The sequence below is a fragment of the Acinetobacter sp. AC1-2 genome (assembly GCF_016124155.1).
GTDB lineage: Bacteria > Pseudomonadota > Gammaproteobacteria > Pseudomonadales > Moraxellaceae > Acinetobacter > Acinetobacter calcoaceticus.
In genome coordinates, this window is record NZ_JABFFO010000001.1 from 175,127 (window position 1) to 190,960 (window position 15,834).

The window sequence follows — 15,834 nt, forward strand, 5'->3', positions numbered from 1 at the left end:
TCTTTTTGATTTAGATTAGGTCATTGAATGAAACTAGTAGATTAATAATTAAATCCTCTATGTCGTCATAGGGGATTTTTTTATAGTTATTGAAAAAATTTATAGCAAAAAAAGCCCGCTTTAATGCTGCGGGCTTTTTTGTATTTGGCTCTCCCACCTGGGCTCGAACCAGGGACCTGCGGATTAACAGTCCGTCGCTCTACCGACTGAGCTATGGGAGAATCTGCATGCGATTATAAGGAGATTTTGAGAAGGGTCAAGTGAAAATCGCCATGTTTCCTTCATTTTTGTGTTGTATGCTTTTTATTTGATCAGTTGGGCGGTGAGCTGAGAAATTACTTGCGCTTTAAAAATTCAATTGCTAGATTCAAAACAGAACAAGCGTTTGAAGAAATTCAAACAGTGTGGATTTAAACCAACTTGCCAGCACTAAAATGGCTAAATCGGAGATAAGTATGAAAACACTTACTGTTGCCTCTATTTTTTCTAATTTTGATTTTTATCAACGCAATTATCTCAATATTTTAAGTCGACCAGACTCTTATTACATACCTGTAGAGGGTGCGTCGATTGATGCTTATCCTTTTAAAAAGCAGGACTTGTACTTAGGTGATTTATTACAGCTTTGGTTCAGTTCTAAATGGAATGTGCATAGTTCACTAAAAGTTTTAAAGTGTTCAAAAGCATTAGATCAATCTAAACCCCTATATATTTTTCAATTAGAAGGGGAGTTACTGCTGGGCAAAAATAAAGTTTTAGCTTGGTCTACTGAACATCAAGAAGTTATAGAACTTCAACTTAAAAATATTTGGGCACCTTATGTAGTGGCTCAAACTTGTGATCGTCCAGATAATCCAGATTACTCAATAAAAAAGGCAGCGGTTTAAGGCTGCCTTTTATGACTATGAACGAATAATCATACAGGTTGCTGTTGCATAGGCATAAAGTTTACCTTCCTCATCAATAATCTTTCCTTCGGAAATTCCTAAGTTTTTACTTATGTTAATGACTTTGCCTGTTGCAATTAAAGGATGGTTCTTTGGAATAGGACGGCACATTTTTACGTTAAGATCGATTGTTCCGTAACCTACACCAGCAGGTAACATCGTATGTACTGCACAGCCAGTCACAGAGTCTAAAACTGTAGCCGCAAAACCACCATGTACGCCCCCTAACGGATTTAGATGATTATGATCTGCTTGCGCTTTAAAAGTAACAGAACCTTCTGAGATTTCAGTAGGTTGCATAGGTATGGTTTTACTAATACTTGCTGCTGGAATATGGCTATCAATCATCGCTTGTAAAAATTCAAGACCAGTCATTTCCATGGGATTTTTCATTTTTGAGTCCTTTAATTTTATAAGTTCTTAAATGGAACTTAAGTTTAAATTATGATGTAAAAGTACTATTGTCAAGTTAGAAAAATGAAGTGATAAGTTCAGTTATAGTTTACAAACTTGTAAATTTTAATTAGACAGAATATTTTATGAAATTAAAAATATAAAACTTATCAATGGGAAATAATAATGAACGGTCAATGTTTATGTGGTAAGACTACATTTGAGGTAGAGCTAAAAAATCATGATGTGCATGTTTGCCATTGTTCGATGTGTCGCCGACAAACCAGTGGTGTTATTATGACGATTGATGTTGTACAAGGCAGTCTAAAGTTTATTCAACAAGAGCATCTGAGTATTTTTAACTCTTCCGAATGGGGAGAAAGAGGCTTTTGCAACGCTTGTGGAACTACAATTTTTTGGAGAACTAAGGATCAAGGCTACTGCAACATTAATGCATTTTCTTTAGATGAACCTGTAAATGACTTAAAGTTAGATCTAGAAATTTTTATTGATTCAAAACCCGCTTTTTATGCCTTTCAAAACAATACAAAAAAAATGACTGAAGCTGAGGTCGAGGCTTTATTTAATTCTGCTGAGTCATAAATAGTAGCTACGAATAAAATTTTTAAGCTTCTATTCATAAAAAAGAGGCCTCAACTTGAAGTTGAAGCCTCTTTTTAAAATTATAAATTACTTAGCTGTTTTTTCAGCTTCAATAGAAGCAATTGCAGCATCTACGCCTTCAATTGAGTCAGCAGCTTTTTTGATACGTGCTAACGCATCAACGAGTACTTCGTCAGCTGTTGCATATGAAATACGCATAAAACCGCCTAGACCAAATGCATCACCAGGCACTACTGCTACACCAGTTTCTTCTAGTAACCATTCAGAGAATTCTGTGCAAGATTTTAAGCCTTTTGCACGAATAAGAGGGCGAATGTTTGCATAGGCATAGAAAGCACCATCAGCAGGCAAGCAAGAAATCCCTTTGATTTCATTCAAGCCATTTACGACTAAGTCATGACGACGTTTGAACGCTTTAATCATTGGTTGAAGTACGTCTTGAGGACCATTCAATGCAGCTTCAGCAGCAACTTGCGAAATAGAAGTTGGGTTTGAAGTTGATTGAGACTGGATTTTTTTCATTGCGCCAATAATTTTTGCTGGGCCGGCTGCATAGCCAATACGCCAACCTGTCATCGCATATGCTTTAGAGACACCATTTAAAACAATCGTACGATCATATAAATCTGGAGCAACAGTTGCGATGTTGTAGAACTCATCTTCCCAACGAATTGGTTCATACATATCGTCAGATGCAACAAACACTTGTGGATGGCGACGTAATACTTCAGCTAAAGCTTCTAATTCAGCTTTGCTATAGATCATTCCTGTCGGGTTAGATGGGCTGTTTAATACAACTAAACGAGTGTTAGGGGTAATAGCCGCTTCTAATTGTTCAGGAGTAATTTTGAAACGTTGGTCTTCACCACATTTCACAATGACTGGAGTACCTTCAGCAATAATGACCATATCTGGATAGCTTACCCAGAAAGGTGCTGGAATGATAACCTCATCGCCTTTGTTTAATAGAGCAAGTGCCAAGTTAAAGAAGCTTTGCTTACCACCACATGAAACCAAAATCTGATTTGCTTGATAATCAAGATTATTATCGCGTTTAAACTTAGCAATAATTGCTTTTTTTAACCCAGGAATACCATCTACAGCCGTATATTTGGTGAAACCATTATTAATCGCTTCAATTGCAGCATCTTTGATGTGTTGAGGGGTATCAAAGTCTGGTTCGCCAGCACCTAAACCAATCACGTTCTTGCCAGCAGCTTTAAGTTCAGCAGCTTTGTTGGTTACAGCAAGTGTAGGGGACGGTTTGATAGCATTGACACGATCAGAAAGACGTACGTCCACGGCAATATTCCTCTTATGGGATTAAAAAATAAAAAGCATACTATCTTATCGCAAAAATTAAGTAATTTGCGGATGTGAACCTTTTCAGATGTAAAAAAGTTTAGTTTAGTAATCATCTTAAGCAATATTTATTCAATTGAAGCTTTTTTAGAAAGAAATGAGAAAATCATTTATAATAGGTCGCAATCGAAATTTCGAGAATGAATCATGACTGAGCAACAGCCAAAACAGAAAAAGGCTTTGGTGAAATTGCCATTCCCAATGCCGAATGATAGCAATGAAGCCGACGACGCGGTACACAACCAAGTGCGTCCAAAACCAGAGCAATACGCAGATAGAACGTGGATGCCTCCGCGTGGTACTCGTCGTTCTATGGGAAAACGCTAATCTCGAAAACAGGCAATATGCCTGTTTTTTTATTGATTAAATAAAATTTCCTGATAATAGCTTTTTTTCTTTTGGTACATGTGATGGTCAGCTCGCTTTAACATGTCCTCAATTTGTTCATTTGCTTGAGTTGTTGCATGTCCAATTGCAATGCTAATTGGGTGGCTTGAATAATATTGATTGTCGATATTAAAAAGCTCTTGAATGGTTTGAAGCATAATTAGAACATTCGCCTCATCTGCCCCCGGCATTAAAATTACGAATTCATCGCCACCTATTCTAGAAGCCGTATATGCTGTATTTAAAATGGCCTGACTTAAAATATTTCCGACGCGACGCAATAAGCCATCCCCAATATCATGACCAAACTGATCATTTGTTTCTTTTAATCCGTTCATATCTAAGAAAATTGAAGAAACAGGTCGAATAATACTCCGGTTTAAACGATTAAGTTCCTCTGTAAAAAAAGCGCGATTATATAGTTTGGTCAGGACATCGTGCTGCCCCAAATATTCAAGATAGTTTTCCGCTTTTTTTCGTGCGGTAATATCGGTAAGTGCAACCTGTACCAGTCCCCAAGTATCTTCATAACCCGGAAAAACGGTAAATTGAAGCAATACATTTCTTATTTGCCCATCTAAGGCATAGTTAATCGCTTCACGCTTATGATGAATATTACCTTGCCATAATTCGATGAGTTGTTCCCGAAAGGTTTCAATCATCTCTTCAGCAAAAATCTTGTGTGTATTTCTTAAAAGTGTCGACTTATCAGGAGCCTTAAATAAATCAAGAGTTGCCTGATTAACATCTAAAATCAGAATATCTTCTACACACTGACGGACAAACTCAGGATGGACATCTAGAAAAGTTCTAAAATCTTCAATACCTAATAACCTGAGTTGATCAATTCTATTTTTTATACGGCTGAAATCTTCGACCCAAAGAGAAGTGGGTGAATAGATGAACATAGACTCAGCCAAGCGACGATTTTTTGCTTCCTCGCGAAGCGCATTTTGATAAGGCGTAATGTCTTCTGTAGTAATTAATACACGCTCAAAGGTCGATTCAGAGCCAGGTAAAATTGAGCCTCTTAGCTGAACATCAATACGTTTGCCTGATAAGGTGTAATTTACGGTCGTACTTGAAAAGTGGGTTTTACCATTCCATAGTTCTTCAAGCTCAAAAATATGGGATTCGAACATTTCTTTTTTAAAAATAAGATTTAAATTCGAATATAGCTCTTCGTGAGTTCTTGCTTCAAAAAGTTCTAATGTTTTTTGATTAACACGAACAATTTTAATTTTATGTGCACATTCACTGATTAAGTTTTTATTTTGACTTAAAAATTCATGGAGGTTTTCAATACCTTGATTTCTCCATAAATCAAATTGTTGTTTAACTTCACTGAAATCCTCAATCCACATTGGAATTGGGCTAAGGTCAAAAATTGAAGAATCTAAAGTTTCCATATGTTTCTTTAAGTATTCAGTTTGCCTTAAAGTATAATGAGAAAAATTAGAATTTGGGAAGCTAAAGAACTTAAATTTATTAGAATAATTAAAAATATAAAGATTAAATTTAAGTGAAAAGAAAATAATGAGAAAGCAGATATTATCTGCTTAGCTCATAAATTTATAAGAAAAATTAACGATTAATAGGGTGGTCAATATTCTTTTCACCACGCCAGAGTTTGATAAAGTCTTGCTCGTCAAAATCATAAAGTTCCATGAGTGCAACCACAGCACTTACAAAAATCATGGCACCCTCAGAGTTTCCGTGCAGATCAAAAATTTTACCATTAAGCTTTCCTAAAATATCACTCAGCTCATGATCACGGCCTCGTCCATAACGATCCCGAGGGTATAGCTCTTCATTTAAAACAATAAGAGCAATGGCTTTTTCGGCACTTGATAAATCTGTTTTATCTAAGGCTTCTTCAAAAGATTCACTTCCATGATTAAAGTAAAAAATAACCTCATCATTAATGAAACTTTTCACCATCTTTTGGGTTAATGTCGGAAATTCAGAAACTGCATTATCTTCAACATAAGGTTTGAAAGATTCTGGAAAGATAACGTTGTGATGGATATCTTTGAACAGTGGTGCAATTTCAGAAACTTTATAACCTGCGATGCCACAACCTAAAGCCGTGACAAAATATTTCATTTTAGGATGATTTTTTGCATATATCTTAAAATCTTCAACATAGTGCTCAATCTGTGAAAGAGGCATTTGTTGAATATGTTCATTTAAGGTGGGAATTGCAAAGCTTTGACCAGCCCAGCCGCGACCTACACCTTCAACTGCTCCGAAGTGTTGACTGGCAACGCGTGCTGCACCGCTACCATGTTGTCCAGCAAGGTTACTTCCGAATACAAAAACTGTATCTTCGGGAAGTTCGGTTACAATACTTTCATCATGATATTGATAGGTCATGGTTATGCTTTTTATTTAATGGATAGCTTCATGTTGCAACTGATTAGGGTATTGGTCAAGTGTTAAGATGCTTAATCTTTTACATTGAATTTCCAACTCAATTTGCACTTTAAATTAAGATAAAAATCCCCATTAATGGGGGAGACGTTAAATTCAATTTTTTCATAAAGAGAGATAACTTTGAACGAAAATCAACCTTTTGATTTGGTCACTCATTATCAGCCAGCAGGTGATCAGCCACAGGCAATTGAAAAGCTGGTCAATGGTATCGAGCATGGTTTTCGTAATCAGTTATTGCTAGGGGTAACGGGTTCAGGTAAGACCTATACCATGGCAAATGTGATCGCTCAAACACAGCGACCTACAATTGTGATGGCCCATAACAAAACTTTGGCTGCCCAGCTTTATGGTGAGTTTAAATCTTTCTTCCCTAATAATGCGGTTGAATATTTTGTAAGTTATTACGATTATTACCAACCAGAAGCTTACGTTCCATCTTCGGATACGTTTATTGAAAAAGATTCAGCCATTAATGATCACATTGACCAGATGCGGTTATCAGCAACACGAGCTTTATTAGAACGTCGTGATGCAATTATTGTGGCATCGGTTTCTGCAATTTATGGTTTGGGTGACCCGAATGCTTATATGCAAATGTTGCTGCATGTGGTTGAAGGCGACCGAGTAAGCCGCGATGAAATCATCCGCCGATTGGTTGAAATGCAATATACGCGTAATGAACTTGAATTTTTACGTGGTACTTATCGCATTCGCGGCGAAATTATTGATATTTTCCCAGCGGAATCTGATCAACATGCGATTCGTATTGAACTATTTGATGATGAGGTTGATTCAATCCGTTGGTTTGACCCGCTAACTGGTAAAATGGTTCGTAAAGTTTCTCGGATAACGATTTATCCGAAAAGCCACTATGTGACACCAAAAGATCATTTGACCCGTGCTATCGATACAATTAAAGATGAATTACAAGATCAGCTCAAATTCTTCCGTGAACATGACAAATTGCTTGAAGCACAACGTATTGAGCAACGGACACGTTACGATCTGGAAATGATGCAACAGTTGGGTTATACCAATGGTATCGAAAACTATTCGCGTCATTTGTCAGGACGCCCGTCTGGTGAAGCACCGCCGACTTTATTCGACTATATTCCAGAAGATGCTTTGCTCATTATTGATGAATCACACGTTACTGTTCCGCAAATTGGAGCGATGTATAAAGGTGACCGGTCACGTAAAGAAAACTTAGTGAATTATGGGTTCCGTTTGCCAAGTGCGCTTGATAACCGTCCGATGAAATTTGAAGAGTGGGAGCGTATTGTACCGACGACCATTTTTGTAAGTGCAACGCCTGCTAAATATGAATTAGAAAAGTCAGATCAAATCGTTGAACAAGTGGTACGTCCAACAGGTCTAATCGACCCTGAAATTGAGATTCGTCCTGTCTTAACCCAAGTAGATGATGTTCTTTCTGAAATTAATATTCGTAAAAACTTGAATGAACGGGTATTAATTACCACTTTAACAAAGCGTATGGCAGAAGACCTGACTTCTTATTTAAAAGAATATGGCGTTAAGGTCGCTTATCTCCACTCAGATATTGATACGGTTGAACGCGTTAAAATTATTCATGAACTACGTACAGGTGTATTTGATGTTTTAGTCGGCATTAACCTGCTACGTGAAGGTCTGGATATGCCTGAAGTTTCTTTGGTTGCTATTTTAGATGCAGATAAAGAGGGTTTCTTACGTTCGGAACGTTCACTCATTCAGACGATTGGTCGTGCTGCACGTAATGTGAAAGGTAAAGCAATTTTATATGCTGACCGAATTACCGATTCTATGCAAAAAGCAATAGATGAAACTGATCGTCGTAGAGCCAAACAAATTGAATTTAATGAGTTGCATGGTATTACACCGCGTAGTGCTGTTCGCCAGGTTGTCAAAGAAATTGACTCGGGTGAGGTACTTTCAGACGACGAGATTGATGAAAAAGTACTTGAGCAAGCACAAGCATTGAGTGCCGATGAAAGACATATTCTTTCAGATCCTAAACTGTTTAGTAAGCATATTACTAAGCTTGAAAAAGATATGTTAAAGGCCTCGAAAGATTTACAGTTCGAGCAAGCAGCGCGGATACGTGATGAAATCATTCGATTAAAAGCGCAAATGTTGCAATAAACGAATACATAACGCTACATAATGTGTTTAAAAAACAAGCTACTGTAGATGTTTGAGTTCTTTTGTATTCACAACTAATCGTTGAGGGCAACAATGGCATTTCGAAATAATGTTCCGCAAGCCAGTTGGCGTTTGGCTAAAATTGCGTTGGGCGGTGTTGTTTTGGCTGGTTTAGCTGTTGGAACGTATGTCTATGCTCAGCCGAAACCTTTGCAAACCGTTTATAAAGTTGAACTGGACCGATATTTAGGTGTCTGGTATGAGGTCGCCCGTAAGCCTGTTTTTTTTCAAAAAAAATGTGCTTACAACGTATCTGCAACTTACACCTTAAATGAAAATGGAAATGTGGTTGTAGATAATCGCTGTTATGACAATAGAAAACAATTACAGCAATCTATTGGTGAAGCCTTTGTCGTAAATCCGCCATATAACACGAAATTGAAGGTGAGTTTCTTACCGGAAGCTGTGAGATGGATTCCAGTCATTCGTGGAGATTACTGGATTTTAAAAATAGATGAAGACTATCAAACTGTTTTAGTAGGAGAACCTTCTCGTAAATATCTTTGGGTGTTATCAAGAACACCTCATCCTGAACAAGAAGTGGTTGATGAATATCTAAATTATGCAAAAACATTAGGTTTTGATATTCGTGATATTATTCATACAGAACATAAAGAATAGCTGTAGATGTGTGATTAATAAAAAACCATGTTTTTACATGGTTTTTTCTTTTTTATAGTGGATAAATCAAGTATTGTGGTGAGCTGTTTTTACTAAAGTATAAGAGGGTGATGATGTTTAAGGGCGTGAGCTTGTCTGTCATGGCATCTATCACTTTTGGTGTACTTTATTTTTATACTCAGTTGTTAAGTCAGCTTGATAGTGAACAGACTTTTGGATGGCGGATTATTGCAACACTACCAGTTCTCACTTTGTTTATGTGGTGGAGCGGTGATTTAGGGTATATAAAAAATATCTACCAGCGTATTTTGGCAAAGCCGTCTTTATTATTGTTGTTAATCACAACCTCTGTTTTAACTTCAGTACAACTTTGGCTGTTTTTATGGGGGCCAATGCATGGTCGAGGCCTACAAGTATCTTTAGGCTACTTTCTATTGCCGCTTGTTCTTGTCTTGGCTGGAAGTGTGCTGTATGGCGAAAAAATATCAAAATTTCAATGGGTCGCAATTATTCTTGCAGTCATTGGAGTGGGCCATGAGATCTGGCGTTTAGGAAGTATTGCTTGGGAAACTGCACTGGTTGCAGTTGGCTATTCTGCCTACTTTTTATTACGTAAGACCATTAAAACAGACAATTTAGGCGGCTTTTGGTGGGATTTAGTCATTATTCTGCCGATTGCAATTTATTTGACCCATACGGGTTTACTCCCTTATAGCAAATTTATAGACCAACCGAGTCTTGCGTTGGTCATTGTTGGGCTTGGAATTTTAAGTGCTATTGGTTTAGGAAGTTATATTCTGGCAAGTCGCTTTTTACCATTAGTCGTGTTTGGGCTTTTAGGATATTTGGAACCTGTGTTACTAGCTTTAGCTTCTTTAGTTTTAGGGGAGAGTATTGGCCAAGAAGAATGGTTCACTTATATTCCGATTTGGTGCGCAGTATTTGTGTTAGTTTTAGAAGGTGCAGTTCACCTTTATCAGCAACGTCAAAAAGCCAAAAATTTGCAGCTTAACATCGCGAAATATCAAAAAAGATTAAAAAATGATGAGCTTGATTAGAGGCTCAGAATTTAAAAAGTAAGAAAAAGCAAAAATTTAGCTGCTTTAAACAATAAAATAATAAAAAATAATTATAGGTATTTTATGAATTTATGATGAATTTTAGGAAAATCTAATCACTAACGTCAGCTTTTGATTCATTCTTGCCAATAATTCCATTACAATTACGGGGTTTAAAAAATCACGCCTAGATATAATTAATTAGAGGACGTATCTGTGAGCAAAGACACTATCATCGCCCTGCATGCTGAACACCAAGGCCGTTGGAAAAACCGTGAAGAAATCGCGGAACGTATGATTGCATTAATCGGACAATTATACCGTGAAAAAAATATTGTCGTATCTGTTTACGGTCGCTCTTTAATTAACCGTTCTGTTATCCAAATTTTGAAAACTCACCGCCGTACACGTGTTGTAGACGTTGAGCTTTCTGTTGTAAATACATTCCCAATTTTAGAAGCTTTAGCTAAGCTTGAAAATATTGGTTCTGCAGAAGTTGATATCGGTAAACTTGCTGTTGAATATAAAGAAAAAGGCGGTGATGTTGATGCTTTTGTTGCTCAAGCAGTTGAGTCAATCAAAGGTAGCGCAACTTCTGAACAACCTAAAGATGTCGTTCTTTATGGTTTTGGTCGTATTGGCCGTATCTTGGCTCGTTTAATTATTAGCCAATCAGGTCTAGGTCGTGGCTTAAGCCTTAAAGCAATTGTTGTGCGTAAATCTTCTGATGGTGATTTAGCAAAACGTGCTTCTTTACTTCGTCGTGACTCTATTCACGGTACTTTCGCTGGCACAATCGCTGTTGATGAAGAAAACGAAGCAATCATTGCGAATGGTAACTTCATTAAAGTGATTTATGCGTCTAGCCCAAGTGAAGTTGACTATACTGAATACGGTATTTCAAATGCACTTTTAATCGACAATACTGGTAAATGGCGTGATGCTGAAGGTCTAAGCCAACACTTGAAATGCCCAGGCGTTGCACGTGTTGTATTGACTGCACCAAGTAAAGGCGAAATGAAAAACGTTGTATTTGGGGTAAACAACACAGACATCTTAGATGAAGACAAAATCATCTCTGCTGCAAGTTGTACAACAAATGCAATTACTCCAATTCTTAAAGTATTGGATGACAAATATAAAGTTCTTAATGGACATGTTGAAACTGTTCACTCATTTACAAATGACCAGAACTTGATCGACAACTACCATAAAGCAGATCGTCGTGGTCGTGCTGCTACTTTAAACATGGTAATTACAGAAACTGGCGCAGCTAAAGCAGTTGCTAAAGCATTACCTGCATTAAAAGGTAAGTTAACTGGTAACTCTGTACGTGTTCCTACACCAAACGTATCTCTTGCTATCTTGAACTTAACGCTTGATAAAGAAATTGATCGCGAAGAAGTGAACGAATACATTCGTCAAATTTCAATTAACTCTAGCCTTCAAGGTCAAATTGGTTATACCAACTCGACTGAAGTTGTATCGAGTGACTTTATCGGTTCTCGTACTGCTGGTGTATATGACGCCCAAGCAACGATTACTTCTGGTAACCGTTTAACTGCTTATGTTTGGTACGATAACGAAGTAGGTTATAGCTGTCAGGTATTACGTATCGCTGAACAAATGTGCGGCGTAAGCTACAAAAAAATCCCAGCAGAATTGAATGCTTAAGATCATTTAACGATCTATAAAAGATTTTCACAAAAAGACCCAGTTTAGACTGGGTTTTTTTACAACCGTACAAAATATATGCTGACTATTTTTTGTAAATAAATGAGAATATGAATTAAGGAAAAAAAGAAAATAGTAAGGGATTGGAATTGTCGCAGTTTAAACGTTTGTTGGTCGTTTTTATATTCATCATTATTGCCAATTTATGTGGTGTACTCATTGCAATATGGGTGTTTAAGCATTTTAATATTTATATTCCACTGAAGAATCAGGCAGTTGCTATTGACTTGCAAGAACCCCTACAGGTTAAAGTTAAAGTACAAGATGCTTTAAATGTTGATGTAAAAGGGCGGGTAAATGCCAGTATTCCAATTGATGAGCAATTAAATATTCCATTAACACAAACGTTAACTCCGCGTGTTTATTTCGATAATATGGTGCCTATTAGCACAACAATTCCTGTCAAAGAAGTATTAAAAGTTGAGCAAAATTTACCAATTGATACGAAGGTTCAAGTCAGAGTTTTGGGGCGCGACATTACCTTACCGTTAAAGGGATCAATTCCATTAAAACTTGATGTTCCGATTGATATTAATGTTCCGCTTGAGCAAAAGGTTCATTTGAAATTTGATGCGCCAGTGCGGACAGTATTAAAAGAAAATTTACATATTCCTCTAAAAGCAAGATTAGATACAAATATTCCAATTGAGGGTAATTTGAGTGTCCCTGTTAAAACAGCGCTAAATGCTTCAGTTGATGTTAAAAACACATTGCCTGTGAAGATCGCAAATGGTGAGTTAAAAATTCCTCTGTCCAGTATGCGATTAAATCGGGTATTAGGTTCAGAAACGTCGCAGACAACAGCTGATCAATAGGGTGGATGCTAATGTTTCGTTCACTCAAGAGTATGCTCATCAGTTTCATTTTAATGATGATACTTGCCGCTGTTATGTTTTGGGTATATCTCAATATTCAGGCAAATGTAGTGGTTTCGGCTCATAACGCAGATATTAGTTTACCTGACTCTTTAGAAACAAAGATTCAAGTTGGCAACACTTTGCAAGTCCAATCTATTGGTAAACTTGATACAACATTGGATATAGACCGTCAACTGACTCTACCGCTGAAAGGGAAATATTTAGCAGATATCAGTTTTGCTATAGAGACACCTGTTACAGTAAATGTTGATTACACAACAACTCTAAAAATTGATCAAGTTATGCCTCTCGAAACAACGACAGATTTAATTTATCAAAATAAGTTTTTGCCTAAATTTCCACTTAAACTTGATATTCCCATAAAGTTAGATGTGCCTTTTCAGTTAAAGCGTAGTTATACCATTCCAATTAAAATTGTTTTTGATGGTCCTGTTTATTTTGAATTCGATGAGCCAGTAAATTTATCGGTTAAACATCAGTTTAAACCAAGTCTACAAGTGAATGATCCTATGGAAATGGGGAATGTCTCTTCATTTAATGCCATTATGTATAATTCGGTTCCAAAAACAAAAGCAAATCTTGATATGCAAATGACCTTACCTCTACGGAATGTTCATCCTTAAAAATTAAATAGTCATCCTGCATTTTATTTTCAATATCGGCTGTATTTGTGGATCTAAAATGCTTCTGATGACTTAAATATAAAAACAGATCGTTATAAATAGGAATTGTCCCATTTTATATTCGAGAATTTTATGAAAATATGGCAGAATAGGCGGTTTTAGAGTTTTTAGAGGATTGGCAGATGCGCTTTGTTGATGAAGCAGTCATTACCGTAGAGGCTGGCGACGGTGGCAATGGCGTAGCCAGTTTTCGCCGTGAAAAATTTGTCCCATTTGGTGGCCCAGATGGTGGTGATGGCGGACGTGGTGGAAGTATCTATATTCAAGCTGATGATGATACGAGTACGCTAGTCGATTACCGTTACACACGTAAGTTCCGTGCTGAGCGCGGAAAGAATGGTGCAGGCGCTAACTGTACCGGACGTGGTGGTGAAGATGTGGTTTTAAAAGTACCCGTTGGTACAACAATTGTTGATACAGATTCAGGCGATATTATTGGCGATTTGGTTGAAGACGGCCAAAGAATTCTGGTTGCAGGTGGTGGTGATGGTGGTTTGGGGAATACTCACTTTAAATCATCAACTAACCGTGCTCCGCGTAAATGTACGACTGGTATAAAAGGTGAATTTCGTGAAATTCGCCTTGAATTAAAAGTATTGGCAGATGTTGGTTTATTGGGCATGCCAAATGCTGGTAAATCAACCTTTATTCGTGCTGTAAGTGCTGCAAAACCAAAAGTGGCAGACTATCCATTTACAACCATGGTTCCAAATCTAGGTGTAGTAGATGCTGACCGTCATCGTTCATTTGTAATGGCCGATATTCCTGGGTTGATTGAAGGTGCAGCAGAAGGTGCAGGTTTGGGAATTCGTTTCCTTAAACATCTGGCACGTACGCGTATCCTTTTACACATTATTGATGTGCAGCCAATTGATGGTTCAGATCCGGCGCATAATGCAAAAGCAATTATGAACGAGTTAGTTAAGTTTTCACCTACTTTGGCTAAACTACCAGTTGTTTTAGTACTGAATAAACTTGATCAGATTGCTGAAGAAAGTCGTGAAGAGTGGTGTCAGCATATTCTAGATGAACTAGAGTGGACTGGACCTGTCTTTAAGACATCGGGCTTATTAAGTGAAGGAACGAAAGAGGTTGTGTATTACCTAATGGATCAGCTTGAACAACAACGTGAACGCGAAGTTGAAGATCCTGAATATGCAGCAGAAGTAAAAGCTTTCCGTGAACAACTAGAAGTTGAAACACGTGAACAAACCATTGCGGCAAAAGAAGCATATCGCGCTATGCGTCGAGCACAACGTCTTGAAGGCATGTTAGGCGATGATGATGATTTTGACGATGATGAAGACGACAATGATGTAGAAAGCGTCTACGTTCGTGACTAGAAAACCGAGGAAAACATGATAGAAGTGGTCGATGGGCAACGTCAGCTCAGTGAGTGTAAACGAATCGTTGTTAAAATCGGATCATCTTTACTCACAGCCAATGGGCAAGGTTTAGATTTGGATGCTATTTCGCATTGGGCGAAACAGATTGCAGATCTACACAATGCCGGACACGAAATTATTTTAGTGTCTTCTGGAGCTGTGGCAGAAGGTATGGTTCGTATGAAGCTTGCGAGTCGACCCACCGATCTACCCAGTCTACAAGCCTGTGCTGCGATTGGGCAGATGGGTTTAATTCATACTTGGTCTAGTGTGCTTGAAGAACATGGTATTCGTACTGCTCAGGTTTTACTGACACATGATGATCTGGCGGACCGCCGTCGTTATTTAAACTCATGTGATGCTTTGCAAAACTTGATTGATTGGCGTGTGATTCCGGTCATTAATGAAAATGATACGGTATCTACCGATGAGATCCGCTTTGGTGATAACGATACTCTAGCTGCGATGGTTGCAGGTCAGGTTCATGCAGAATTGCTGATCATTTTAACGGATCAGCAGGGTATGTTTGACTCAGATCCACGTCATAACCCTGATGCTAAATTACTTTCTACTGTTCGTGCTATGGACGATGTTTTATTCGAAATGGCTGGCGGTGGCGGTGTACTCGGCAGAGGTGGTATGGTGACTAAGGTTCGTGCCGCACGTTTAGCTGCTAAGTCAGGTTGTCCAACGCTCATCGCAAGCGGTGAAAGTGATAATGTCTTATCACGTGCGATGTCGGGTGAAATGCTAGGTACGTTGTTTACGACAGATAAAGACCGTATGACTGCTCATCAACAGTGGCTCGCTGCTCATTTACAGACAGCAGGCCGTCTAGTAATTGATGATGGTGCTATTGAAGCGATTAAATTGAAACATCGCAGTCTACTCCCTGTCGGGGTTAAAACTGTTGAAGGGCATTTTGATCGTGGTGATGTGGTTGAATGTGTCGATAAACAAGGTAAACGTATTGCAGTGGGTCGAGTTAATTTTAGCTCGCGATCTGCTGAAATTATTAAAGGCTTAGCCTCTGATAAGGTTTATCAAGTGCTTGGTGAAGCCCGTTCACTTGAAATGATTCATCGTGATCATATGGCAATTTATTAAGTTATGTTTAAATAAAA

The 15,834-nt window shown here is 37.9% G+C and carries 14 protein-coding genes, 1 tRNA gene and 2 pseudogenes; 12 read left to right on the forward strand and 5 right to left on the reverse strand.

The features are described 5' to 3' along the window. Positions 1 to 145: 145 nt before the first annotated feature. Positions 146 to 221 (reverse strand) — tRNA-Asn (locus HL290_RS00790). Positions 222 to 273: 52 nt separating this feature from the next. On the opposite strand from HL290_RS00790, the pseudogene HL290_RS00795 reads away from it, so the two are divergent. Both HL290_RS00795 and HL290_RS00800 read left to right on the forward strand, forming a co-directional pair. Then, positions 274 to 414: pseudogene (locus HL290_RS00795) on the forward strand (hypothetical protein); the annotation flags it as partial. Positions 415 to 455: 41 nt separating this feature from the next. After that, positions 456 to 887 (forward strand): hypothetical protein, encoded by a 432-nt coding sequence (locus tag HL290_RS00800; RefSeq protein WP_198495325.1) that lies wholly within the window; start codon positions 456 to 458, stop codon positions 885 to 887. 15 nt (positions 888 to 902) lie between these two features. On the opposite strand, the gene HL290_RS00805 is transcribed toward HL290_RS00800, so the two are convergent. Beyond that, entirely contained in the window at positions 903 to 1,340 is a 438-nt protein-coding gene (locus HL290_RS00805; protein WP_198495326.1) for a PaaI family thioesterase, read from the reverse strand. A 186-nt stretch (positions 1,341 to 1,526) separates the two neighbouring features. On the opposite strand from HL290_RS00805, the gene HL290_RS00810 reads away from it, so the two are divergent. Then, entirely contained in the window at positions 1,527 to 1,943 is a 417-nt protein-coding gene (locus HL290_RS00810) for a GFA family protein (protein WP_198495327.1), read from the forward strand. A gap of 87 nt (positions 1,944 to 2,030) precedes the next feature. Here HL290_RS00810 and HL290_RS00815 read toward each other — a convergent pair whose 3' ends face one another. After that, the gene (locus HL290_RS00815; protein ID WP_003650326.1) at positions 2,031 to 3,266 is read right to left on the reverse strand and encodes a pyridoxal phosphate-dependent aminotransferase; all 1,236 of its coding nucleotides are present in this window, start codon (positions 3,264 to 3,266) and stop codon (positions 2,031 to 2,033) included. 207 nt (positions 3,267 to 3,473) lie between these two features. Here HL290_RS00815 and HL290_RS00820 point away from each other — a divergent pair, with 207 nt between their 5' ends. After that, positions 3,474 to 3,653: a hypothetical protein gene (locus HL290_RS00820; RefSeq protein ID WP_005038911.1), complete on the forward strand. Its 180-nt coding sequence runs from the start codon at positions 3,474 to 3,476 to the stop codon at positions 3,651 to 3,653. A 32-nt stretch (positions 3,654 to 3,685) separates the two neighbouring features. Here the strand turns inward: HL290_RS00820 and HL290_RS00825 are convergent. After that, positions 3,686 to 5,122: pseudogene (locus tag HL290_RS00825) on the reverse strand (diguanylate cyclase domain-containing protein); the annotation flags it as partial. A gap of 175 nt (positions 5,123 to 5,297) precedes the next feature. Then, positions 5,298 to 6,089 carry a hypothetical protein gene (locus tag HL290_RS00830; RefSeq protein WP_005045867.1) on the reverse strand — a complete coding sequence of 264 codons (792 nt, stop codon included), beginning with the start codon at positions 6,087 to 6,089 and terminating at the stop codon, positions 5,298 to 5,300. A gap of 180 nt (positions 6,090 to 6,269) precedes the next feature. Between HL290_RS00830 and uvrB the strand changes: the two genes are divergently transcribed. The 8 genes from uvrB to proB all read left to right on the forward strand — a co-directional run bounded on the left by uvrB (position 6,270) and on the right by proB (position 15,817). Next, complete coding sequence (gene uvrB / locus HL290_RS00835) at positions 6,270 to 8,291, forward strand: excinuclease ABC subunit UvrB (RefSeq protein ID WP_005038916.1); 2,022 nt, start codon at positions 6,270 to 6,272, stop codon at positions 8,289 to 8,291. A 93-nt stretch (positions 8,292 to 8,384) separates the two neighbouring features. Then, positions 8,385 to 8,972: a lipocalin family protein gene (locus tag HL290_RS00840; RefSeq protein WP_198495329.1), complete on the forward strand. Its 588-nt coding sequence runs from the start codon at positions 8,385 to 8,387 to the stop codon at positions 8,970 to 8,972. A gap of 110 nt (positions 8,973 to 9,082) precedes the next feature. Next, positions 9,083 to 10,030, forward strand: coding sequence for an EamA family transporter RarD (gene rarD / locus HL290_RS00845; RefSeq protein ID WP_198495330.1), 948 nt, complete (start codon positions 9,083 to 9,085; stop codon positions 10,028 to 10,030). A 216-nt stretch (positions 10,031 to 10,246) separates the two neighbouring features. Further along, on the forward strand, positions 10,247 to 11,704 hold the full coding sequence (locus tag HL290_RS00850; protein ID WP_003650341.1) for a glyceraldehyde-3-phosphate dehydrogenase: 1,458 nt from the start codon (positions 10,247 to 10,249) through the stop codon (positions 11,702 to 11,704). A gap of 149 nt (positions 11,705 to 11,853) precedes the next feature. Next, complete coding sequence (locus HL290_RS00855) at positions 11,854 to 12,579, forward strand: hypothetical protein (protein WP_004643644.1); 726 nt, start codon at positions 11,854 to 11,856, stop codon at positions 12,577 to 12,579. An 11-nt stretch (positions 12,580 to 12,590) separates the two neighbouring features. Next, positions 12,591 to 13,265 carry a hypothetical protein gene (locus HL290_RS00860; RefSeq protein WP_004643643.1) on the forward strand — a complete coding sequence of 225 codons (675 nt, stop codon included), beginning with the start codon at positions 12,591 to 12,593 and terminating at the stop codon, positions 13,263 to 13,265. A gap of 182 nt (positions 13,266 to 13,447) precedes the next feature. After that, positions 13,448 to 14,668, forward strand: a complete 1,221-nt coding sequence (gene cgtA / locus HL290_RS00865; RefSeq protein ID WP_003650347.1) for an Obg family GTPase CgtA — start codon at positions 13,448 to 13,450, stop codon at positions 14,666 to 14,668. 15 nt (positions 14,669 to 14,683) lie between these two features. Further along, on the forward strand, positions 14,684 to 15,817 hold the full coding sequence (gene proB, locus HL290_RS00870; RefSeq protein WP_004643640.1) for a glutamate 5-kinase: 1,134 nt from the start codon (positions 14,684 to 14,686) through the stop codon (positions 15,815 to 15,817). Positions 15,818 to 15,834: the final 17 nt, after the last annotated feature.

Coding starts and splice junctions, on each gene's coding strand:
- proB (WP_004643640.1), top strand. CDS start 14,684: ATGATAGAAGTGGTCGATGGGCAACGTCAGCTCAGTGAGTGTAAACGA.
- HL290_RS00830 (WP_005045867.1), bottom strand. CDS start 6,089: ATGACCTATCAATATCATGATGAAAGTATTGTAACCGAACTTCCCGAA.
- HL290_RS00810 (WP_198495327.1), top strand. CDS start 1,527: ATGAACGGTCAATGTTTATGTGGTAAGACTACATTTGAGGTAGAGCTA.
- HL290_RS00800 (WP_198495325.1), top strand. CDS start 456: ATGAAAACACTTACTGTTGCCTCTATTTTTTCTAATTTTGATTTTTAT.
- HL290_RS00860 (WP_004643643.1), top strand. CDS start 12,591: ATGTTTCGTTCACTCAAGAGTATGCTCATCAGTTTCATTTTAATGATG.
- rarD (WP_198495330.1), top strand. CDS start 9,083: ATGATGTTTAAGGGCGTGAGCTTGTCTGTCATGGCATCTATCACTTTT.
- HL290_RS00820 (WP_005038911.1), top strand. CDS start 3,474: ATGACTGAGCAACAGCCAAAACAGAAAAAGGCTTTGGTGAAATTGCCA.
- HL290_RS00840 (WP_198495329.1), top strand. CDS start 8,385: ATGGCATTTCGAAATAATGTTCCGCAAGCCAGTTGGCGTTTGGCTAAA.
- cgtA (WP_003650347.1), top strand. CDS start 13,448: ATGCGCTTTGTTGATGAAGCAGTCATTACCGTAGAGGCTGGCGACGGT.
- HL290_RS00805 (WP_198495326.1), bottom strand. CDS start 1,340: ATGAAAAATCCCATGGAAATGACTGGTCTTGAATTTTTACAAGCGATG.